Raw genomic sequence first — 22,030 nt, 5'->3', positions numbered from 1 at the left:
GGATGACGGCCAAGGACGCCGTCGCCCGCGCACGCAGATGGGCCCGGCTCGCCGTGGTCCTCGTTCTCGGCTGCGCGGCGGTCGTGGCGGGCGGCGCCGGGTCCGGGGGCTGGGTCGTCCTGCTCGCCGGCCTCGCCGGTCTCGCCCTGGCCGGGGCCGGCGTGTGGTGGATGCTCGCCCACCGCGGCGGCGCCCGGTTCCTGGGCGGGGTGCTCGCCGTCCTCGCGCCCGTGGGCGTGCTGGTCCTGTACGCCATCTCAGGACTCTGGGTGGTCGCGGTCGGCGCCGTCGCCCTGTGGGGAGCCGCCCTGGCCTCGGCCCGTCAGTCGCTGCGCAGTCTGCGCCGCCCCAAGGGCACCCACGGCCGCCGCGTCCCGCCGCCCCGCCACCCCGTCCTGATCATGAACGTGCGGTCGGGCGGCGGGAAGGTCGAGAAGTACGACCTGGTCGCGCGCGCCGAGGCGCTGGGCGCCAAGGTGGTGCTGCTGGGCACCGGCGAGGGCTGGACCGACCCGGCCGAGGAGGCCCGCAAGGCCGTCGCCGAGGGTGCGGACCTGCTCGGCGTCGCGGGCGGCGACGGCACCCAGGCGCTCGTCGCCGCCGTGGCCGCCGAGCACGACGTGCCGTTCGTGGTCGTCGCGGCCGGCACCCGCAACCACTTCGCGATGGATCTCGGCCTGGACCGCGCCGACCCCGCGCTCAGCCTCGACGCCCTCACCCACGGTGTCGAACTCCGCGTGGACCTCGGGGACGTCGACGGTCGGCCCTTCGTCAACACCGTCTCCTTCGGGGCGTACGCCGAGATCGTGCAGAATCCGGAGTACCGCGACGCCAAGGCCGCCACCGCCCTGGAGCACCTGCCCGACCTGCTCCAGGGCGGCGCCGGGCCGACCCTCGACGTCCGCGCCGACGACACCCTGCTGCACGCCCCGCAGGCCCTCCTGGTCAGCAACAACGCCTACGCCCGCGCCGACCCGTTCGGCGGCGGCCGCCGCCCCCGGCTGGACGCCGGACTGCTCGGCGTGATCGGCGTCCGCGTGGAGGGCGCCGCCCAGGCCGCCGAACTCGCCCTGCTCGGCGAACGAGCCAGCGGCATCACCACGCTCACCCCCCACCGCGTGGTCGTCGAGGCCGACCGGGACCGCATCTCGGTGGCCGTCGACGGCGAAGCGCTCGAACTGCCCACCCCGGTGGTGTGCACCGTGCGGCCCAGTGTGCTCCGGGTGCGGGTGCCCCGGCACCGCCCCGGCGCCGCCTACGCGCCTCCGACGGTCGACTGGCGGCGCATCGTGCGTCTCGCCCTCGGCCGTCACGACCCCAAGACGACCAAGGATGCCTACGATGTCTGACCGCCTGCCGAAGCTCACCACCCCGGACCTGGTCCACGACCTCGCCACCCTCGACCAGGCGCTCTACGAGACGGTCACCATCACCCGGACCCCGACCCTGGACACCGCGCTGCGCCGGCTGTCCGCGGCCGCCGACCACTCCAAGCTGTCCTTCGCGGTCGCCGCCGGCCTGGCCCTGTGCGGCGGCCGCTCGCGCCGCGCCGCCGTCCTGGGCGTGGCCGCCATCGGGGTGGCCTCGGCGACCGCGAACCTGGTCGGCAAGCGACTGGTGCGGCGCCGACGGCCGCACCGGGCCGAGGACTCGCCGTTCCCGGGCCGTCATGTGCCCATGCCGGCGTCGGCGTCCTTCCCCTCCGGGCACACCGCCTCGGCCGTCGCGTTCGCCGCCGCGGTCGGCCCGGCGCTTCCGGTCGCCGCCGTCCCGCTGGGCGCGCTCGCCTGCGCCGTCGGCTACTCCCGGGTCCACACCGGCGTGCACTACCCCGGGGACGTCATCGCCGGCGCGCTCCTCGGCACGGGCTCGGCGGCCCTGGTGCTCTCCCTCGCCGCCCGCGCGGAACGCTGATCACCGCCTGCCGCAGTACAGGAAGAGGTGGGGTTCGGGCACGGCGTCCGGATGGGCGGGGGTGAACAGCGTGTCCTCCTCGGCCAGCACGGTCAGTCCCGCGGCCCGGACCACCTCGACGAGGTCCGCCCCGGCGAAGCTGGTGACCCGGACGGGCTGCCCCATGAACACCGCGTCCACGCCCTCCAGGTCCAGGGGCACGGTGGCCAGCACCAGACTCCCGCCCGGCCGCAGCGCCCGCGCCAGACGCCCGAGCAGCCCGGACTGGTCCGCGCGGTCCATCTGCAGCAGCGAGAAGTAGACGCAGACCGCGTCGAACGAGCCCTCCTCCAGCGGCAGGTCCCGAACGTCGGCGCACCGGAAACGCGCCCCGGGCACCTGCCGCTCGGCGAGCGCGACCATGACCGGGGACACGTCGACGCCGAGGACCTCGTGGCCCGACGCCACGAGGGTCGCGGCCGTCGGCCGGCCCGTGCCGCTGCCGACGTCCAGGACCGTGCTGCCCGGTGCGAGCCGGCCGAGCAGCCACTCCAGGGATCTGTGGTGCGCCTCCGAGTGCGCGAACGCCTTCTCGTACCCGGACCCCAGCGCGTCGAACACCGCCGCCGCGCGCCGCCCGTCGTCCTCGCCTGCCAAGTCGGCCCCTTCGCCTCGTGTGCCGTGGTGAGCGCATCCCGGGCATCGTCGCACTTCGGGCCGGGTCGGACCGGCGCATGCGCCGTACGGGGGCGGTCAGTTCACGCCAGGTGAGCACGGACCGGTCCCGAAACGGCCGGAATCCCATTTTCCGCTACCGTGAGTAACATGATCCACTTTCCTTCGACGTAGGACCTACTCGCCAGTAGGTCCGCCCCCGACCACCCGTCATCCCGTTCGGAGGACCCCCCATGCCCTCTCCCGAGGACGCTCTGTACCAGGCCCGAGCCGCCTACGAGGAGCACACCCGCACCTGCCGGCAGTGCCATGTCGACCGGTCGCCGTGCGCGGTCTCCAAGCTCCTCCTGCGTGCCTACAACAACGCCCGCAGGGCACAGGGGCGCGCCGGCTCCGCACTGCGCTGACCCGGCCGCCCACAGGTCACAGCGGGACGGTCACCGCCAGATCCCTGATCTCGTAGCCGCCGGTCTCGTCCTTGAACGACACCCGCGGCACGCCGGTCATCCGCAGTCCGCCGAGCGCGAACAACCTGCTGAGCAGGACGTCCGCCTCCAGTACGGCGACGGAGGCGCCCGGGCAGCGGTGGGCGCCGTCCCCGAAGGCGAGCCCGGCCGCGCCCGCGCCGAGCCCCATCGTCCGGCCGGGACGCAGCAGCCCCGGGCCGTCACCCGCCACCGCCGGGTCGGCGTTGACCTCGTCCACGTGCACCGTGACCAGCTCGCCGGCCGCGAGCTGCGTCCCGCCGACCGTCAGGGGCGCGGTGGTCCGGCGGGCCAGCCGCCCGACGACGGGCTCCAGCCGAAGGATCTCCTGCAACAGCGCCAGCCGCTCCGCCTCGGCCGCCGCGCGATAACGCTCCCGCAGCTCCGGGTCGCCGAACAGATGCCAGGCGGCCACGGAGATGAACTCCCGCGTGGTGACCATGCCGGCCGCCGCGTACGTCAGGCACTCGCCGAGGATCTCGGCCTGGGAGCAGCCCTCGGCCAGCAGGTGCGAGATCAGGTCGTCCCGCTGCCGGCGCCGGTGCGCGCGGATCGCGGGGCGGACGTCGGCGAGATGGATCGCCAGCCAGTTCGCGTTCCCCTGCACGGTCCAGTACAGGCCGCGCACACTGGTCAGCCCCGGCCGCCCGAACTCCTCGGGGAAGAACCGCTCCAGCCGCCGCTTCAGCCCCGGGCGGCTGTGCGTGAGCCCGATGATCTCCCGCACCACCTCGATCGCCATGGTGAAGCTCAGGTCCGACAACTGCGCGGTGCCGGAAGCCCGGAGCGCCGCCACCTGCTCCTCGGCGACGCGGGTCATGAGCGCGCGGTAGTGCTCGTCCACCCGCCGGGGCGTGAAGAACCGTGCGGTCCGACGCCGTTGCTCCCGGTGCTCCGGCCCGTCCTGGTACAGCACGGGACGGCGGATGCGCCGGGGCAGTCTCTGCACCGTCTCGATCCCGAGGCCCGCCTGCACGGTGTCCGCGCTGCGCAGCAGCTCACGGGCGGCCGGATACCCGTGCACGACCCAGCCCCCGTCGGCCGCCCGGCTCACCGGACATCCGGGCGGACCGGGCCCCCGGTCCACCTTCCGCACACTCACCGGTCCGTCTGCCACCGGACCCCCCTCCCGCACACGGCCATGCCAGTGTGACGGCGGCGGCCGGAGCCGCGAGGGCCTTCTTCCGGCCAAGCCGTGCGCCGGGGTCCGTCACCTCATGTCACGCGGGCCGTACGGCACCCCGGACCGTGCCCTCGCCGACGGCCGTGATCGGCTCCTCGCGGATGGTCGCGCCGGGACCCGGAGCGTGGATCATCATGCCGCCGTCCGTGCACAGACCGACATGGCTGAGGTCGTCGTGGAAGAACACGAGGTCACCGGGGCGGAGCGCGTCGAGGCCGACCCGGGTGAAGTCCTTCGCCTGGTCGATCGCGGCCCGCGGCAGGGTCACCCCGGCGGCCCGCCAGGCGGCCTGGGTGAGGCTGGAGCAGTCGTACGACTCCGGCCCCGTCGCGCCCGGCAGGCAGGGCCGCCCGATCTGGGCCCGCGCGAAGGCGAGCGCCTTGTCGGCCTTCCCGAGGTAGGCCGTACCGGTGCCGGCGAAGGTGGGGCCGGCGGGGGCGGCGGGCATGGGCGCCGGGGTGGGCATGGGGGCGGCCGGGGGCATGGGGGCGGCCGGGAAGGGTGCGGTGGCCGCGAAGGCGGGAGCCGCGGCCGGGGCCGTCTGCGGCGCCATCGGCGGTGCCATGGGTGCGGGTGCGGGCATCGGAGGGGCCATGGGTGCGGCCGCCATGGCCGGGGCCATGGCCGTCGTACCGGGCATTCCGGCGGCCAGGGCGGACGCCGGCTCCGCCGGGCCCGGCATCGCTCCGGTCATCCCCGGCATAGGTGCCGCCATGGCGGCGGGGGCCGGGAAACCGGTCAAGGCGCTGGCACCCACGAGTTCGGGAGCGGGGAACCCCGGTGCGGGCGCGGCGGGGACGCCTTCGGGCATGAGCGTGCCGTTCGGCGGCGTCCCGGGACCGGCCTGCGGCATCGGGGTACCGGCCGGGGGAGTGCCCATCCCCGCGTCGGGCATGGGGAAGGCGAAGGAGCCGGTCATGGGGCCGGCCGGGGCCGCCGGCGCACCGGCGGAGGGCACCGGCTCGGGGTACGGGAAGCTGAACGGCGGTTGCGCGACACCGAATTCGGAGGGCGGGAAGACCGCACCGGGAGCTCCGGGCCCCGGCGTCGGCAGACCGCCGGTGGGCATCGGGGTGCCCGGGGCAGGCGTGGTGGTGGCGGCGCCGGGCATGGGGAAACTGAACGAACCGCTCGCGGGGCCGTTCTGCGCCGGTGCGGGCGCCGGGGCGGCGGCGTCCGGCAGGGGGAAGGCGAACGAGCCTGTCCCGGGCCCCGCCTGGGGCATCGGGGTGCCCGGGGCCGGGGTGGCGTTGCCCGCGTCCGGCATCGGGAAGGCGAACGAACCGGTACCCGGGCCGGCCTGCGGCGCGGGAGCGCTCGGCGCCGGGGCGGGTGCCGCCGGGGCAGCGGCGGCCGGATCGCCGAAGTCGGGGAGGATGAACGTGCCGGTCGTGGGGTCGACTTCGGGCATCGGGAAGCTGAACGCGGCCTTCGAGGCGCCGAATCCGGACTTCTGGGGGCCGGGCGCGGGCCGGGAGCCGCGGGCCGACGTCCTGGCCGCCCCCGGCGTCATGATCTTCGCCTCGGGCATCTGGTCCGTGCCGCCCACCACCGGCTGAGGGCCCGTGTCGGAGCTCAGGACGGCCTGCGAGGACGTGTTCTGTCCGGCCCACGCGGCCGTGGCCTCGGCCCGGTACGCCTGCTGCGCCGCGGTGTCCCCGGGCCGTGCCACGGGGGTGGCCGGGGGTCTCATCTGCTGTGTCGCCATGGGCTGGGCGGCCATGGGCTGAGGAGGCGTGGCCTGAGCCGCCATGGGCTGCTGAGCCATCGGCTGCGGCGTCATGGACTGCTGGCCCATGGACTGCTGGCCCATGGGCTGCGGTGTCATGGGTTGCGGCGCCATCGCCTGAGGCGCCATCTGCGGGGGCACGAGCGGCATCGCCATCGTCGCCGCGGGCGACGGCTGGGACGGCTGCGACGGCTGCACCACTGCGGGCTCCAGGGCCGCGGGGGCGTCCGGCCGGGGCGCGGCGGGCATCGGCCGCGGCGCGGGCGGCAGTGCGGCGACCGGCCGTGCGGGGAGCTCCGGCGCCTGCCGTGCCGGTGCCTCGAGTTCGAGCCGTGAACCCGGCTCCAGGGCGCGCGGCGCCCGCTTCTCGAACGCCTCCTCCAGCTCCTTGGGCACCCGGGGACCGCCGGGGCCGCCGATGGGGCGGGCGGGCATGCGGTCCGCCGGGAGAGCGGCGGCCACGGTCGGACCGATGCTGCCGCGCGCCACGTCGAACCACTTCCGCGTCATGGCGTCGGTCGACGGGTCGGAACCGCGTCCGCCGCGCGCGAGGGAGACACCGGACCGGCGCCCGCCGGCCTGGGCGCGCGTCACGTTGTACTTCCCGGTGTCGCTCTCGGCCCGGTCGTACAGCGCGTTGACCGCCTGCTGGACCTCCGCCCGGCTCGGCTCGCCGACGTCCCTCGCCATGGAAGACGTACTCCTTCCGTGCTCCGCCGGGCCGTAGCGGCCCGCGGATCCGGGCGACCCCGCGGAGGGGGTGCCCCAAGCTCAATGCCCTGCCGGGCTGTTGGCCGCCTGACCCGGCGTTCGTTCGCCGGAGTCGCTCGTGCGGTCTGGGCGCAAACCTAAACCAACATGTGTGACTGGTGTGAAGATTGAAGAGTTAAATGTCCGATACGTATTCGTGACCTTCGTCTCTCGCCTCTTCGCGCCGATCCGCGATGACCGGTTCACCACGGTTCATGATCGCTCACGATCGCCTGGAAGGCCAGACCTGGGATCCGGTCGCCGACGCTTGATTCGAGCGTTGTCACGCTCGAATCAAGCGCCACCTCTTGCTGTGGCTGCGTCGACGGCCGTAAATTCAGCACATCCAGTCGTCCGATTCGACCAGGGATGTGCCATGGAACGTGCCCGAATCCGTCAACTCCTCGCCCGTGAGAGCGCGGACGCCGAGCGGCGCAACCCCCGGTCCCGGGACGCCTACGGCCGTGCCGACCATCTCTTCGGCCGGGTGCCGATGACCTGGATGAACAAGACGGCCGGTGCCTTCCCCCGCTACCTGGAGTCCGCGCGGGGGGCCCGTGTCCGCGACGTCGACGGGCACGAGTACATCGACTTCTGTCTCGGCGACACCGGGGCCATGGCGGGCCACTCGCCGGCCGCCGTCGCCGAGGCCGTGCAGCACCGCTTCGCCACCCTGGGCGGTGCGACCGCGATGCTGCCCACCGAGGACGCCGAATGGGTCGGCGCCGAGCTGACCCGCCGCTTCGGTCCGACCCGGTGGAGCTTCGCGCTCACCGCCACCGACGCCAACCGCTGGGCGATCCGCCTCGCCCGGGCCGTCACCGGCCGGCCGAAGATCCTGGTCAACAGCTACTGCTACCACGGCAGCGTCGACGAGTCCCTGATCGTGACCGGCCCCGACGGTCAGGGCGCGCCCCGCCCCGGGAACGTCGGCGCCCCCTGCGACGTCACCCTCACCAGCCGGGTCGCCGAGTTCAACGACCTGGACCACCTGGAGCGCGAACTCGCCCACGGCGACGTGGCCGCCGTCCTCATGGAACCCGCGCTGACCAACATCGGCATCGTGCTCCCCGAACCCGGCTACCTGGAGGGCGTGCGCGAACTGACCCGCCGGCACGGCACGCTGCTGATCAACGACGAGACGCACACCTTCTCGGCGGGCCCGGGCGGCTGCACCGCCGCCTGGGGCCTGGAGCCCGACGTGCTGACCATCGGGAAGGCCATCGCGGGCGGTATCCCGGCCGGCGCCTACGGCCTCTCCGCGGACCTCGCCGACCGGCTGCTGGGCCGCGCCGACCTGGACCTCGTCGACATGGGCGGGGTCGGCGGCACCCTCGCGGGCAACGCGCTCTCCGTCGCCGCGACCCGCGCCACCCTCGAACACGTCCTGACCGACGACGCGTTCGCCCGGATGCACAAGCTGTCCGAACGCTTCGAGGACGGCGTCCGCGCGGGCATCGAGGCCCACGGGCTGCCCTGGTCGGTGACCCGCCTCGGCGCCCGTACCGAGTATCGTTTCACCGACCCCGCGCCCCGCACCGGCACCGAGGCCGCGGCGGCCGGCGACACCGAGCTGGAGGACTTCCTCCACCTCTACCTCGCCAACCGGGGCATCCTCCTCACCCCCTTCCACAGCATGGCCCTGATGTGCCCGGACACCACCGAGCAGGACGTCGACACCCACACCGACCTGTTCGCCGCCGCCCTGGCCGAACTGGCCGGCTAGGAGAGGACACAGAGGACACATGGACGAGATCGACCGGGCCATCCTGCGCGAACTCCAGACCGACGGACGCATCGCGTACGCCGACCTCGGCCCCCGGGTCGGACTCTCCGCCTCCGCCGCCCGCCAGCGGCTGCAACGGCTGCTGGACTCCCGAGCCGTGCAGGTCGTCGGCGTCACCGACCCGATGGCCATGGGGGGCCAGGCCATGGCGCTCCTCGGCGTCACCGTCGACGGCGATCCGCGCCCGGTCGCCGACGCGCTGTCCGCCCACCCCGAGGTGGTGTACGCGGTGCTCACCTCGGGCGGCTTCGACCTGTTCGCCGAGGTGGTCAGCCCCACCGCGAAGGACCTGCTCGACTTCGTCAACGACACCGTGCGGCTCATCGAGGGCGTCGGCGGTGTCCAGTCCTTCCCCTACTTCGCCATCCACACCCACCGGTTTCTCTGGGAGGTGGGGTGACCTGGGAGGATCTCCGAAGGTCCGCGGCGGATCCGCGGGCGACGACGGCGCCGTAGGGTGGCCGGTATGCGCGTTGACCTCGATCCCGAGTCCCTGGGCGCGGGAGCCTTCTACCGGCTGCTCACGGCCGTCGTCGTCCCCCGTCCGATCGCCTGGGTGTCCACCCTGGCCGCCGACGGCACGACGGCCAACCTCGCCCCGCACTCCTTCTTCACCGTGGCCTGCACCGACCCGCCGATCGTCCAGTTCACCTCCGTCGGCCGCAAGGACACCCTGCGCAACGTGGAGGCCACCGGCGAGTTCGTCGTCAACTTCGCGCCCGAGCCGCTCTTCGAGCAGATCAACGCCACCGCCACCGACTTCCCGGCCGACGAGGGAGAGTTCGAGGCGGTGGGCATCGAGCGGGAGGCCTCGCTGCGGGTGAAGCCACCGCGCGTGGCGGCCTCCCCGGTGGCGCTGGAGTGCCGGCTGCACTCCACCCTCGGCATCGGCGCCTCCACCCTGGTCCTCGGCCAGGTCGTGCACGCCGCCGTGCGCGAGGACGTGATCGTGGAGGGCCACCCCGACATCCGGCGGCTGCGGCCCCTGTCCCGGCTGGGCCGCAATGAATGGGGAACCCTCGGCGAGGTCCGCGACCTCGCCCGCATCGCCTACCGCGACCGGCCGCCCTCCTGACACCCGCCGTCCTAAGATCGGACCATGACGAGAGCGGTGACGGAGCGGGCGGGCGCGGACGGCTCCTGGCGTTCGCTGTGGTCGAGGAACTCGGCGCTGTCGATCGGCTCGGTCGACTCCTTCCTCTCCATCGGCTCCGTGGGCAGTTCCCTGTCCGTCGGCTCGGTCGGCGGCTTCCTGTCCGTGGGTTCCGTCGGCTCCGCCGCGTCCGTCGCCTCCGTGGGCTCCTGGCTCAGCGCCGGCTCGGTGCTGTCCGCCCAGTCGACCGGCGCGGTGCTCGCCTGGCGCACCCGCGCGGGCGGCGGCCGCGCGATCGGCGCCGCCGCGGTCGCCCTCACCGCAGCGGCGGTGCTCTGCGCCCGGCGGGCGGCCCGTCCGGCGCGGTGACCCCCGGCGCGCCCCGTCCCGCGCGCCCCACCGAGGCCGCCCGGCCCCGGCCTCGCGGGCTCAGCCGACCGCGCCGTGGCGCACCCAGTCGCGCGGGGACCGTCCGTAGGCCGCCCGGAACACCCGGCTGAAATGCGCCGGGTCGGCGAAACCCCAGCGCTGGGCCACCGCCGACACCGTGGGCGCCGCCGCGTCCCGCCGCGCCAGATCCCGGGCGCACCGCTCCAGCCGCAGCCGCCGGACCAGCCGCGCCACGCTGACGCCCTCCTCCTCGAACAGCCGGTGCAGATAGCGCACGGAGATGTGGTGTGCCGCAGCGATGCTCGCCGGGGACAGTCCGGGGTCCGCGAGATGCCGGTCGATGTGGTCCCTGATCCGGGCCACGAGCGGGTGGTGCGGGTCGGCGGGCGACGTCGCGTCCGTGGACGTCCGCTCGTCCACCAGCGTGCCGAACAGGTCCACCACACTGGCCGCCAGCCGGGTCGCGACCGCCGGGGAACAGGTCGGGAGGGACGCGGCGAGTCCGGTCAGGAAGGACACCAGCAGTGCCCCGGCGCCCTCCGTGGCCGCGAGCGCGGTGCCGGTGACCTGCCGCAGATCCTCCTCCGGCAGACCGAGCGCCCGCCGGGGCATGTGCAGCACCCGCGTCGAGAACCGCCCCGGATAGTCCAGGGCGTACGGGCGTGACGTGTCGTACACGACGAGGTCCCCCTCGCCCACGCGCGCGTGCCGGCCGTCCTGGACGAGGGTCGCGGTGCCCGCAGTCTGGACGCCGACGGCCACGCAGTCCGCGTCGGCGCGGGCGATCTGGGCGGGCGTACGGCTGGCGCGCTGGGCGTCCGCCTCCACGGTGGAGATCCACAGCGAGCCGAGCCGCCCGCTGGAGATCCGGCCCGAGAACGGTCCGTCCCCACGGGGGGTGACGTGCATCGGCACCAGCGCCCGGCCCAGCGCGTCGCGCCAGTACGTCAGCCGCTCCCCCTCGGCGACCGCGTCCGTCGTCCACACCAGGCTCACCCGGTTCTCCCTTTCTGCCGTACGGGGCCCGGGAGAGCGCGCACCGGCGGCGGCCCGCTCTCCCGCCGCCCCCAGCCAAGCAGCCGGCCGGGACCGCCTCCAGGCAGGAAACAGGCAGAAACGTCCCGCCGCGGCCGTGCGCGCACGGAACAGCCCAGTGCGCCGAGGGACAAGACGCGGGGCAGCGGCGGCGGCGAGGATGGTCCCACGGCGCGGGGACCTCGCCTGTCGGGGCACTACAACCAGGTCGTGTCGAGGCGGGCGAGGGCGTCGCGGGCCGCCGTCACGCGCTGCGGGTCGGCGTCCGGGCCGAGGGACACACAGCGGGCGTACGCCTCCCGCGCCTCGTCCTGCCGCCCCGCGGACGCCAGCGCGTGTCCCAGGTGGACGAGCTGACGGCTCTCCATGGCCGTGTTGCCGCTGCTCCGCCAGATCGCCGTGGCGGCACGATGGTGCTCCACGGCCTCCGCCCAGCGCTCCAGCAGGGCGAGGCTGGCCCCCATCCCCGAGTGCATGCCGCCCCGGCCGAACTCGGCGATGTGCGGCGCCAGCCGGTCCCGGACCCGCTCCAGGAACGCCAGCGTCTCCTCGTGCACCACCAGGGCCTCCTCGGGCCGCCCCGAGTCCATCAGGATCAGCGCCCGTCCGTGCCGCGCCTGGAGGCTGCCGTGCAGATCGCCCACGGCCTCGAACAGCGCGACCGCGCGGTGCATGTGCGCGGCGGCCGGGACGTGGTCCGCCAGCCGGCGGAACGCCAGCCCCTGGTAGATGTGCCCCCACGCCTCCTGCCGTACGTCACCCGCCCGCCGCGCCGCCTCGAGGGCCCGCGCGGAGCGCTCCAGGCTGTCGTGCGGGCGTCCCTCGCAGGTCAGCAGTGCCCACGCGTGGTAGTTGAGATGGGTCGCCTCCAGCACCGGGTCGCCCAGCTCGCGCGCACTGCGGGCGGCCGCGCCGAAGACCTCCGGCCAGTGCCCCCAGAAGATCCACTGGTCGGAGAACCAGTGCAACGACTCCGCCACCTCCACCACGGTCCGGTGCGCCCCGACGGCCGCCGCCGCGCGCAGGGCCGCCAGCCAGTTCGCGCCCTCGGCCTGCAACCAGTCCCGGGCCCGCGCCGCGCTCGACAGGTCGACCGGCCCGTCGAAGTCGGCGGGCGGCGCACCGTGGTCCGGCTCGAACCACCGCCCGGCCACGACCGTGGTCCCGAGCAGCCAGTCGTACAGCGCCTCACGCGCGCGTACCGCGTCCGCGGCGCTCTCCTCGGCCGCCAGCCGGGCACGCGCGTACAGCCGCAGCAGGTCGTGCAGCCGGTACCGCTCGCCGTGCGCCCCGAGCAGCCCGGTCTCGACCAACTCCTCCAGGGTGTCCTCGGCGTCGAACAGCGCCTGCCCCGTCAGCCGGGCGGCCCCGGCGGCGCCCGTGTCCGGGCCCGGCACCAGCGCGAGCCGCCGGAACAACCGGGCCGCCGCGGGGGTCAGCTGACGGTACGACAGGTCGAAGGCGGCGGCAACCCGCACGTCCCCCGCGGACAGCGCGTCCAGGCGCCGGTCCTCGGCGGCCAGCCGGTCGGCGAGCCGGCGCACCGTCCAGCCGGTGCGGGTGGCCAGCCAGTTGCCCGCCACCCGCAGCGCCAGCGGCAGACGCCCGCACCGGCCGGCCACGTCGGCGACGGCGTCCGGATCGGCCGCCGCCCGCTCGGCGCCGACCAGCGCCGTGAGGAACGCGGCGGCCTCCCCCGGGCTCAGCTCCCCGAGCGGCAGCCGGTGCACACTGTCCAGCCCGGTCAGCATGCGCCGGCTCGTCACGACCACCATGGCCCCGCCCGCGGCCGGCAGCAGCGGCCGCACCTGGGCCTCGTCGCGCGCGTCGTCCAGGACCAGCAGACAGCGCCGGTCCGCCAGCACCCGACGGTACAGCGCCGGATGGCCCTGCGGACCGGCCCGGGCCAGCTCCCGGTCGGCCACGCGGAGCGCCTTGAGCACCCGCAGCACCAGCTCCGCGGGGCCGGGCGGCTCGTCGTCGGTGCCGCACAGATCGACCACCAACTGCCCGTCGGGGAAACGCTCGGCGAGCGCGCGGGCGGCGTGCAGCGCGAGCGTCGTCTTGCCCGCGCCCGGCGGCCCGGACACCGCCACCACCACCGGCTGCACCGCGTCCCGCCGCCCGGCCGCCAGCTCCGCGAGCCGCGCCAACTGCGCCTCGCGGCCCACGAAGTCGTCGACACCGCGAGGGAACGCCTGGACGCCCACCGGGCTGTATCCCGGCGCGCGCCCCGTCCGGGCGGCCGCGAGCAGCCGCTCGCGCAGCGCCTCGTCCAGCCCCAGACCGTCCGCGAGCGCCGCGACCGTACGCCGCTGCGGAGCCGCCCGCCGCCCCCGCTCCAGGTCGCCGATGCCCCGCACACTGACGCCCGACGCCTCCGCCAGACCCTCGATCGTCTGCGAGGCGGCCAGCCGCAACTCCCGCAGCAGCGGCCCGAACGCCGCCTGCTCCCCGCTCAATCCCGTCCCTCCCGCCCTCGCCGGGCTGCCCGCACCACCGGCCGTGATCGATCGGATTCTAGGAGAGCGCGGCGTTTGCTGTGCGGTCCCGACCGGGATCCGGACAGCGCCGGGCAAGCGCTGGGGGCGCGGTCGCCCGCCCCCCTCATCCGGTGCTGTCTGCGCAGGTCGGACACGTTGTCAGTGGTCGCCGATAAGTTCATTGGTGTCGCGCCGCTCGGGTGCGGCGAATCCCCCTGTGCTGCGCCGCCCGGCGTGTGCAGCCGTGTGCCGCAAAGGAGATGGTGCGTTGTCGGACCGGGAGAACTGGGAAAGGGCGAGTACGGCCCGGGTGGTGCCCCCCGCCCGTCCGCGCAAGCTCGCCAAGGTCCCCTTCGTCGAACTCGCCGAGGGGCGCCTGCAAGGGGTCGTCTCCAGCGGCTCGGACATCGAGCGCGTCTACGTCTCGTCGATCGAGGCCGGGACCTACGCCTTCGCCTGCAGCACCAACAACAACCGGCCCTGCGGCGGTGCGCGCGGCTCGTTCTGCAACCACATCCGTGCCCTGGTCACCGAGGCGGTCCTCCAGTACGGCGGCCCGCGCGTCGCCCGCTATCTGCGGGTCGAGCCGACGGGCGGTGAGCCCGACGCCGCCGCCCTCACCGCCGCGATGACCGGCACCCACCCGCAGCAGGCGGACGGCAAGGCGGCCGCCGCCCCCGTCTTCAGCCGGTTCCTGCGCCACCTCGCCTATCTCGAACAGGCGCCGGTCACCGACCCGTTGCCGGAGATGCACTGGTTCGCCCCGACGCGGGCGGAGGGCACGCAGCCGTCCCTCACGGAGGGGGCCGCGGATCCGGGCGGCGCGGGGGAGCGCCCGGGCGCGGGGGAGTCCACCGGTGCGCTCGGTGCCCCGGTGGACGGCCTGGAGGAAGCCCTGGCCGCGGTCGACGCCCTCGACCGGTGTCTCGTCGCCGGGCTGCTGCGGCCCCGCTCCGACCAGGCCGCGGGCCTCGCGGAACTCGCCCGCGCCGTCTCCGGCAGCCCGTTGGCCGCCCGGGTCGCCGCGGCCGCCGAGCAGGCCGCCGCGGGAACCGCGGACGAGGACCACCTCCTCGCCCTGGCCGCCGCCCGCTCCGCCCTCCTCGGCGCCGTCCACGACGCGCTCACCGCCCGCGCCGACGCCGCCACCGGCCGCATCCGCGCCGACGACACCCCTGCCGCGGCCGGCGACCCGCAGCAGGCCAACCTGCTCGCCGCCGCCCGGACCTGGCTCGCGGACCTCGCCCGCGCCGGCTGGCAGGGCATCGACCACGAACTCGTCGGCGGCGCCGCCCCGATCGTCTCCGCGATGCTGCCCCGGCCCGAACTGCGGCGGCTCGCCGCCCTGCTCGACGGCTTCGCCGCCGAGCTCGCCGCCTCCTGCCCCGGCTCCGCCCTGGAGCGTGTTCCGGCCCGCCGCTGGGGCGACCTCTGGGCCCGCGGCCTGCTGCTCACCCGGCCCGGCGCCACCGGCCGGCCCGCCGCTGGCACCGCCACCGGGCGGCTGCTGCCGCTCGGCATCGACCTGCACGAACACGCGACCGCCGCGCAGGCCCAGGTCCACGCCCTGTTCGAACCCGACGACGGCACCCCGTCCCGGCTGGTCCGCGCGAGCGTCTCGGTGCCCAAGCCGGACAGCGTGGTCGCGGCCGGGGTCTGGCAGCTGCTGCGACCGCATCTGTCGCTGCTCGCCGCCCTCGGCGAAGACCGGACGATGCGGCTGGACGCCATGCCCCTCACCGAGGAGGGCGACCTCCTCTGGGACGACACCCGGGCCCGCCCGGGCGAACCGGCGGACCCCTTCGCCACCGCCCGCGTCGCCCTGCCCACGGCCACCGCGCCGGCCACCGCGCCGCTCGACCGGCACCCCGCCCGCCTCGCGGAACCGGTGTTCCTGGAGGGCTACGCCACCCGGTGGGACGGCGACACCCTCGTCCTCACCCACGCGGGCGACGACCTCGTCGTCGACACCGACCGCATCCCGGTCGCGGGCCCGCTGACCCCCGAGGCCGTCGCGGCCTCCGGCGCCTGCGTCGGCCTGCTCCGCTGGGACGGCGGCGCCTTCCGCATCCAGCCGCTCGCCGTCGAGACGACCGTGCGCCGCAAGACCGTCGCCCTCCAGGCGGGCGCCTGGGCCGGCGGAACCACCGACCGGACGGGCGTCAAGGCCGAGAAGGCCGCCACCGACGCCGTGACCGTCCTGCGGGAGCGAGCGGGAAGGCTGCTGCGCACATGACCGAACCGACCACCGATCCGACGCCCGTGCCGCACGACAACCGTCGGCAGGTGCTGTACTGGCGGCTCCTCGCCCGTCTCTTCGACCCCGAGGAGCAGGCCGCGCTGGAGTCGGCGAGCCTCGCCGTCGTCGAGGACATCGGCCTCCCGCCCGCCCTGCTGGACCCGCACGCCTCCGTCGACTCGATCGTGCAGCGCCATCCCCACCTGGCCGACGCGTTCGACGGCCTGATGGTGGTCGACGACACCGACACCGCCGACGACCCGCGGGACGGCGCCGCGGAGGTGCGCCGCGCGGCCCTGGTGTCCAAGGTGCTGCTCAACGTGTTCAGCACCGGCAGCGGAGCCGTCAGTGCCGGACAGCTCGCCCGGTGGCAGTCCGACGCCGGCTGGCTGGAGCGCGCCCTGGGCTGCTCACCCGGCGACCTGCGCGGCGGACGCGGCGCGGGCCGGGGCGCGGGCCGGGGCGCGAGCCCCACCGGGACCGGCGGCCACCGTGCCACCCCCGACCTCGGCAGCCTCGTCCCGGCGATCGGACCCGAACTGGGCGCCCTGGAGGGCGACCTCGTCCGCCGCATGAAACTGCGCGAGGTGCTCGCCGACCCCGCGCTCGCCGCCCGCCTCACCCCGAGCATGTCGCTCATCGAGCAACTCCTGCGCGACAAGGACAACCTCTCGGGCGTGGCCCTCGCCAACGCCAAGGCGCTGATCCGCCGGTTCGTCGACGAGGTCGCGGAGGTCCTGCGCACCCAGGTCGAGAAGGCCACCGTCGGTGCGATCGACCGCTCGATCCCGCCGAAGCGCGTCTTCCGCAACCTCGACCTCGACCGCACCATCTGGAAGAACCTCACCAACTACAGCCCCGAGGAGGAGCGGCTCTACGTCGACCGCCTCTACTACCGGCACACCGCCCGCAGGACGACACCCCAGCGGCTCATCGTGGTCGTCGACCAGTCGGGCTCGATGGTCGACTCGATGGTCAACTGCACCATCCTGGCCTCGATCTTCGCCGGACTGCCGCGAGTGGACGTCCACCTCGTCGCCTACGACACCCGGGCGGTCGACCTCACTCCCTGGGTGCACGACCCCTTCGAGACCCTGCTGCGCACCCAGCTCGGCGGCGGCACCGACGGCACGGTCGCCATGGCCCTGGCCCAGCCGAAGATCGCCGAGCCGCGCAACACCGTCGTGGTGTGGATCTCCGACTTCTACGAATGGCACCACCAGCCGCTGTTCGACAGCATGGCCGCCCTGCACCGCTCCGGGGTCAAGTTCATCCCCGTCGGGTCGGTGACCAGCTCGGGGCGCGGCAGCGTCAACCCCTGGTTCCGGGAGCGCTTCAAGGACCAGGGCACCCCGGTGATCTCGGGCCACATCCGCAAGCTCGTCGACGAACTCAAGACGTTCCTCGCCTAGCACCCCTCATTCTTCTGAAAGGCACCGTCATGACCGACCTGTTGCGCGCCCCCGCCGAGATCAAGTTCGCCGAGGAACTGGACTGGCTGGAGTCGATCGACGACAACCCCAAGCCGTTCTCCTGGCGGCTGTCGCCGAAGATGATCCGGGTGTTCATCCTGGGCTCCGAGCGCGCCGACGGCCTCGACCGGGAGATCGACCAGAAGTGGTTCGGCGACCGCAGCTTCGTCGAGCGTTCCATCGTGACCCTGGCCTCCGACCGCGGGCTGCTGCTCATCGGCGATCCCGGCACCGGCAAGAGCTGGCTCGCCGAACTGCTGTCGGCGGCCGTCTGCCGCAACTCCACCCAGGTCGTGCAGGGCACGGCGGGCACCACCGAGGACCACATCAAGTACTCGTGGAACGTGTCCATGGTGATCGCCAAGGGCCAGTCGCGCGAGTCGATGATCCCCTCGCCGATCATGACCGCGATGGAGACCGGCACCATCGGCCGTTTCGAGGAACTGACCCGATCCACCAGCGACGTCCAGGACGCGCTGATCTCGATCCTCTCCGAGAAGTACATCTCCGTCCCCGAACTGGACGGCGCCGACGGCGAGAACATCGTCTTCGCCAAGCCCGGCTTCTCGGTCATCGCCACCGCCAACAGCCGCGACCGGGGCGTGAACGACCTGTCCTCCGCGCTCAAGCGCCGCTTCAACTTCGTCCGCATCCCGGTCGTGACGAACAAGAAGAGCGAGGCGGAGATCGTCCGCTTCCGCACCGAGGAACTCCTGCGCCGCCACCGCATCGAGCTCGACGTCCCGCCCACCCTGCTGGACGTGCTCCTGCAGAGCTTCGCCGACCTGCGCGCGTCCGCGGCCGCCGCCGGCAGCGACGACGAGAAGCTGGAGTCCGCGCTGTCCACCGCCGAGCAGATCGGTGTCCTGGAGGACGCCATCCTGCACAGCAACTTCTTCGGTGACCGCGCCCTGACCGCCCGCACCCTCGCCTCCTCGCTCGTCGGCTCCCTCGCCCGGCGCGAGCCGGAGGACCTCGCCATCCTCAACAAGTACCTGCACGGTGTGGTCGAGCCGCGCAGCAAGGAAGAGGGCGGCTCCTGGCCGGAGTTCCTCGAGGGCGGCCGCGACGCGATCGCGACCCTGTCATGACCGGCGAGCACGGGAGCGGTGTGAACGGCGGCGGCACCCCCTTCGAGGCCCTCCGCGGCCAGCTCCACGAGGCCGCCACGGCCTTCGCCGACGGCCCCGGCGCCCTGGAGGGCATCCTGCGGGGCATCGTGGACGACGTCGAGCGCGCGGTGCGCGAACCGCTGGAGATCTTCCCCGTCTGCCACCACTCACCGGCCTCGGCGATCGCCATGGCCCGCCGACTGCGCGAGAAGCGGCCGAAGGTGGTCTACCTGGAGCTGTGCGAGGACATGGCGCCTCTCCTCACCGAGCTGCGCAACTGCCGCCTCCCGGTGGCCGTCCAGGCGTTCGCGTCCGAGGTGGAGGGCTTCCCCGCCGACTGGTCCCCGCTGTCGGTCGTCGCCCCGATCACCGAGGCCTCCGCCGAGTACCAGGCCATCGCCTACGCCCTGGACACCCCCGGCGTCGAACTGGTCCTGGTCGACCGCTCCTCGGACCATGTGTTCCAGTGGGAGCGGGACGCCGGCCCACCCGAGCCGACCCCGGCCGACACCCCGGACCCCGACGCACCGGCGGCGGGCGAGGAGAGCGCCCTGCACGGCGACGCCGTCGGCGTGGAGATCGGCGACCTGCGCCCGCGCTTCGCCGAACTGGAGGAACACCTCCTGCGCCACGGCCGGGTCCGGCACTGGTCCGAGTGGTGGCACCAGTACGTCGAACTGCCCCTCGGCGACAGCGACCACGACACCTACCGCCAGGTGATGCTGCTCATCGGCAGCCTCTTCCGCCGCCTCGCACCCGGGGAGGAGCACAAGGCCCGCGTCGACGAGGACCGCGAGCGGTACATGTGGACGCGGATGCGGCACCACCTCGCCGCCACCGGCACCGACCCCGCCGACTGCCTCTACGTCTGCGGAGCCTTCCACGCGGCGAGCCGGGTCGAGGAGTTCGGCGTGCACGGCAGCGACACCTTCAGCATCAGTCCGCCCAGCGGCACCACCTGGCGGCACGGACTGATCCCGTCCAGCCACGCCGCGATCGAGGCCCAGTTCGGGCTGGCCGCCGGCTCGGTCTCCATCGCCGCCACGGAATGGGCGAAGAACCTCAAGCGCACCCGGGTGAAGCCCTACCGGCTCGCGGGCCAGGCCGGCGCCAAGCCGAAGAAGAGCCTCCCCGCGCCCGCGGCCCCGCCGGCCGCCGCCGCGGCCGTACCCGCCGACAGGCTCACCGGGTTCCTGCGCCGGCCGCCCGTCCTCGACACCCTCGACGAGGCCGAACTGCTCGGCTGGTCGGTGGAGATCGTGCGCGCCGCCCGCCGCAACGGCTACCTCGCCTCCACCGCCGACGCCATCGCCGTCTTCGAGACGTCGATCCTGCTGGCCGGCATGCGCGACCGCGCCAAGCCGACGCCGTACGACTTCCAGGACGCGGCCGTCACCTGCATCGAGAAGGACCGGGTGCCGGGCCGGCGGGACGTCGGCCGGCTCGTCGAGATCATGATGGGCGGCGACCGGGTCGGTCAGGTCGGCTACGACGCGCTGCCGCCGCTGGCCCGGGACGTCCACGACCGGCTCGCCCCGCTGAACCTGCGGCTCCAGCAGCGCGGGGTCCAGCGTGCCCTGCTGGACATCGCCGCCCGGCCCGAACTGGGGCACTGCTCCGACGTGCTGTGGATGCTGCGCTGGCTGCTGCCCGAGGGCGCCGCCCGTCCCATCATGGGCGACCGCGGTCTCGGCCAGCGGCCCATCCAGGAGTCCTGGGACCTCGCTCTCGGCACCCACCAGCGGTCGCTCATCGAACTCGGCTACGAGGGCGTCAGCATCGAGCAGGTCCTGGAGCAGCGGCTGCGCCGCACCGCGTACGCGCCGCAGGCCACGGCGGCGACTGTCCTCGCGGCGGTCGAGGACGCGATCGTGTACCTGCGCAGCCGACGGCTCGCCGACGAGCTGGGCACCCGCGCGCTGGAGGTCCTCGCGGCCGAACGCAGCGTCGACGGCGCCCCGGAGGTGCTGGGCCGCGTCCGCCGGCTGCTGGCGTACTACCGCACCGCCGAACCGGTCCTGCCGTCCTGGATCGAGTCCTTCGTCAAGACCGGGTACGCGCACTACTGCACACTGCTGCCGACCGCGTTCGCCGACGAGGACGCGACCGTCCGTCAGGTCGCCGCGATGCTGGGCTTCCTGTTCGGCATGGAGAGCCTCGCCCTCTCCCTGGGCTGCGACCGCACCCAGCTCGAACTGGCCCTGGCCCAGTCCCACCCGGCGGAGCCCGCGCGCACCGCCCTGCTGTGGGCGGCCCAGACCCACCTGGGCACCCTGCCCAGGGCGGCGCTGCGGGAGCGCTGCGACGAGCTGCTCGCCAACCCGCTGGTCGTCCCGGCCTACCCCCGCTATCTGAGCGGATTCGTGCATGCCCTCGAACCGGTTCCGGCCCTGGCCGCCTTCGTCGTCGAGGCCGTGTCCAACGCCTTCGCCCGGCTCCCCGACCGGGTCCTGCTGCCCTGGCTGCCGACCCTGATCACCACCTTGCGCGCGGGCGGCACCGAACTGGCCCCGCTGATCGTCCGCGAGGCCGGCCGCGTGTTCCCGGCCCGGCTCGCGGAGCTGGACAGCTGGGTCCCGCCGTGGCGGCTCCCGGAGGCGCCGCCGCTCGCCCTGCCGTCCGCGCCCGCCGGCGGCGGCGCGGCACTCCTCGCCGCCCACCCCGGGACCTGCGACGCGCTGGCCGCCCTGCTGGGCTGCGAGGGCACCTGGGAGACGGCGGAACCGGGTGGCGCGCTCCTCCTCACGAGGCACCCGGGAACCGCGCGGGCCCTTCAGGCCCTGCTGGACGTCACCTGACCGGCCGGGTGGACCGACACGGCGAGCCGCACCTCCGGGTCCGGATCGACCGCGAGGGCCCGCATCCGGTCCGGCCCGAGGTCGGCCCGGCGCGTGATCTCCTTCCGCGCCTCCGGGTCCGGATCGGAGGCCGGCAGGACCACCACGTCGTACGGCAGCGACGCGTTGCGCGCGATCATCGAGCGCTCCTGGGGACCCGCCGGTGCGCGGAGGACGCTGTCCACGGCGGCCCTGGTCAGCGGCAGGTTCACCAGGGCGTCGGTCCGCCCGTGGCACGGGTGCTCCGGCAGATTGCTCTCCACCCATGCCGGGTCCTGGTGCCGGCGGTGACGCTCCGCCCTCCGGCGCACCTCGTCGTCCGGGTCCGCCAGCAGCGCCGCCCGTGTCTCCTCGGACAGCCCGGTCCACATGCCGACTCCCCAGGCCCGGACCTTGGGGTCGGGGTGGGTGGGCATGGCCTGGTGCAGTTCGTTCGAGAACTGGAGGTAGACGGATCCGCCCAGTTCTTCGTTGCCGTAGGTGCTGATCATGCGGACCACGGTCTCGTGGGCCAGCGGTGGGGCGGGGTGCCGCGGCCCGTCGGCCAGATGGGCGCGCACGCGCCAGTCGGGATCGTCCACGAGCTTCGCCCGCTGCTCGGCGGCGACCTGCGGATTGCGGGCCAGGAAGCTGCGCGTGCGGGCGTCCGGATGCGCGAGCACGGCGTCGACGACCGCCTCGGGCAGGTCCCGGTCCCGGCACAGCAGCATCCGTGCCGCGGGCGGGGCGTCCGCCAGCAGCCGGAGCAGGACGTCCTCGGGAGCGGCCGGGTTCAGAGCCAGCCCGGCCAGGCGGCGCCCGGCGAGATCGGCTTCGTTCCAGATGTCCTCGACCGTCTGCATGCCGTGTCTACCCCCGTACGGCGCAT

The 22,030-nt window shown here is 74.5% G+C and carries 17 protein-coding genes and 1 pseudogene; 12 read left to right on the top strand and 6 right to left on the bottom strand.

Going from position 1 to position 22,030, the window contains the following annotated elements; all coding sequences use genetic code 11:
- Positions 1-2 precede the first annotated feature (2 nt).
- The gene (locus U5640_RS02435; protein ID WP_340384889.1) at positions 3-1,349 is read left to right on the top strand and encodes a diacylglycerol kinase family protein; all 1,347 of its coding nucleotides are present in this window, start codon (positions 3-5) and stop codon (positions 1,347-1,349) included.
- Positions 1,342-1,914 carry a phosphatase PAP2 family protein gene (locus tag U5640_RS02430; RefSeq protein ID WP_340374141.1) on the top strand — a complete coding sequence of 191 codons (573 nt, stop codon included), beginning with the start codon at positions 1,342-1,344 and terminating at the stop codon, positions 1,912-1,914. The genes U5640_RS02435 and U5640_RS02430 overlap by 8 nt, the downstream gene beginning before the upstream one ends.
- On the opposite strand, the gene U5640_RS02425 is transcribed toward U5640_RS02430, so the two are convergent.
- Complete coding sequence (locus U5640_RS02425; protein WP_340374140.1) at positions 1,915-2,550, bottom strand: class I SAM-dependent methyltransferase; 636 nt, start codon at positions 2,548-2,550, stop codon at positions 1,915-1,917.
- A 251-nt stretch (positions 2,551-2,801) separates the two neighbouring features.
- On the opposite strand from U5640_RS02425, the gene U5640_RS02420 reads away from it, so the two are divergent.
- Positions 2,802-2,975 (top strand): hypothetical protein, encoded by a 174-nt coding sequence (locus U5640_RS02420; protein WP_340374139.1) that lies wholly within the window; start codon positions 2,802-2,804, stop codon positions 2,973-2,975.
- Between the two features lie 16 nt (positions 2,976-2,991).
- Here the strand turns inward: U5640_RS02420 and U5640_RS02415 are convergent, their stop codons facing one another.
- Both U5640_RS02415 and U5640_RS02410 read right to left on the bottom strand, forming a co-directional pair.
- The gene (locus U5640_RS02415; RefSeq protein WP_340374138.1) at positions 2,992-4,107 is read right to left on the bottom strand and encodes a cytochrome P450; all 1,116 of its coding nucleotides are present in this window, start codon (positions 4,105-4,107) and stop codon (positions 2,992-2,994) included.
- 166 nt (positions 4,108-4,273) lie between these two features.
- On the bottom strand, positions 4,274-6,655 hold the full coding sequence (locus U5640_RS02410; RefSeq protein ID WP_340374137.1) for an NlpC/P60 family protein: 2,382 nt from the start codon (positions 6,653-6,655) through the stop codon (positions 4,274-4,276).
- Between the two features lie 436 nt (positions 6,656-7,091).
- On the opposite strand from U5640_RS02410, the gene U5640_RS02405 reads away from it, so the two are divergent.
- The 4 genes from U5640_RS02405 (at position 7,092) to U5640_RS02390 (ending at position 9,963) form a co-directional block, all read left to right on the top strand.
- Positions 7,092-8,441 carry a transaminase gene (locus tag U5640_RS02405; protein WP_340374136.1) on the top strand — a complete coding sequence of 450 codons (1,350 nt, stop codon included), beginning with the start codon at positions 7,092-7,094 and terminating at the stop codon, positions 8,439-8,441.
- 19 nt (positions 8,442-8,460) lie between these two features.
- Positions 8,461-8,901: an Lrp/AsnC family transcriptional regulator gene (locus tag U5640_RS02400; RefSeq protein ID WP_340374135.1), complete on the top strand. Its 441-nt coding sequence runs from the start codon at positions 8,461-8,463 to the stop codon at positions 8,899-8,901.
- A gap of 66 nt (positions 8,902-8,967) precedes the next feature.
- The gene (locus tag U5640_RS02395; RefSeq protein WP_340374134.1) at positions 8,968-9,576 is read left to right on the top strand and encodes a flavin reductase family protein; all 609 of its coding nucleotides are present in this window, start codon (positions 8,968-8,970) and stop codon (positions 9,574-9,576) included.
- Between the two features lie 24 nt (positions 9,577-9,600).
- On the top strand, positions 9,601-9,963 hold the full coding sequence (locus U5640_RS02390) for a hypothetical protein (RefSeq protein ID WP_340374133.1): 363 nt from the start codon (positions 9,601-9,603) through the stop codon (positions 9,961-9,963).
- Between the two features lie 60 nt (positions 9,964-10,023).
- Here U5640_RS02390 and U5640_RS02385 read toward each other — a convergent pair whose 3' ends face one another.
- Both U5640_RS02385 and U5640_RS02380 read right to left on the bottom strand, forming a co-directional pair.
- Positions 10,024-10,980: a helix-turn-helix domain-containing protein gene (locus U5640_RS02385; RefSeq protein WP_340374132.1), complete on the bottom strand. Its 957-nt coding sequence runs from the start codon at positions 10,978-10,980 to the stop codon at positions 10,024-10,026.
- A gap of 236 nt (positions 10,981-11,216) precedes the next feature.
- Complete coding sequence (locus U5640_RS02380; RefSeq protein ID WP_340374131.1) at positions 11,217-13,481, bottom strand: helix-turn-helix domain-containing protein; 2,265 nt, start codon at positions 13,479-13,481, stop codon at positions 11,217-11,219.
- A gap of 265 nt (positions 13,482-13,746) precedes the next feature.
- Here U5640_RS02380 and U5640_RS02375 point away from each other — a divergent pair.
- The 5 genes and pseudogenes from U5640_RS02375 to U5640_RS02355 all read left to right on the top strand — a co-directional run.
- Positions 13,747-14,277, top strand: a pseudogene (locus U5640_RS02375) (hypothetical protein); the annotation flags it as partial.
- A 99-nt stretch (positions 14,278-14,376) separates the two neighbouring features.
- Positions 14,377-15,738, top strand: a complete 1,362-nt coding sequence (locus U5640_RS02370; RefSeq protein ID WP_340384886.1) for a hypothetical protein — start codon at positions 14,377-14,379, stop codon at positions 15,736-15,738.
- Complete coding sequence (locus U5640_RS02365) at positions 15,735-17,153, top strand: VWA domain-containing protein (protein WP_340374130.1); 1,419 nt, start codon at positions 15,735-15,737, stop codon at positions 17,151-17,153. Before U5640_RS02370 ends, U5640_RS02365 begins: the two co-directional genes overlap by 4 nt.
- Positions 17,154-17,182: 29 nt before the next feature.
- The gene (locus U5640_RS02360; protein ID WP_340374129.1) at positions 17,183-18,304 is read left to right on the top strand and encodes an AAA family ATPase; all 1,122 of its coding nucleotides are present in this window, start codon (positions 17,183-17,185) and stop codon (positions 18,302-18,304) included.
- Positions 18,301-21,123 (top strand): hypothetical protein, encoded by a 2,823-nt coding sequence (locus U5640_RS02355; protein WP_340374128.1) that lies wholly within the window; start codon positions 18,301-18,303, stop codon positions 21,121-21,123. The genes U5640_RS02360 and U5640_RS02355 overlap by 4 nt, the downstream gene beginning before the upstream one ends.
- Here the strand turns inward: U5640_RS02355 and U5640_RS02350 are convergent.
- On the bottom strand, positions 21,099-22,004 hold the full coding sequence (locus U5640_RS02350) for a hypothetical protein (protein WP_340374127.1): 906 nt from the start codon (positions 22,002-22,004) through the stop codon (positions 21,099-21,101). The two genes, U5640_RS02355 and U5640_RS02350, sit on opposite strands and share 25 nt — an antisense overlap.
- Between the last annotated feature and the right edge of the window lie 26 nt (positions 22,005-22,030).

This window comes from Streptomyces sp. SS7, assembly GCF_037993025.1.
Lineage (GTDB): Bacteria > Actinomycetota > Actinomycetes > Streptomycetales > Streptomycetaceae > Streptomyces.
The sequence above is the reverse complement of the archived record's forward strand: the minus strand, read 5'-3'. Positions and strand labels throughout refer to the sequence as shown.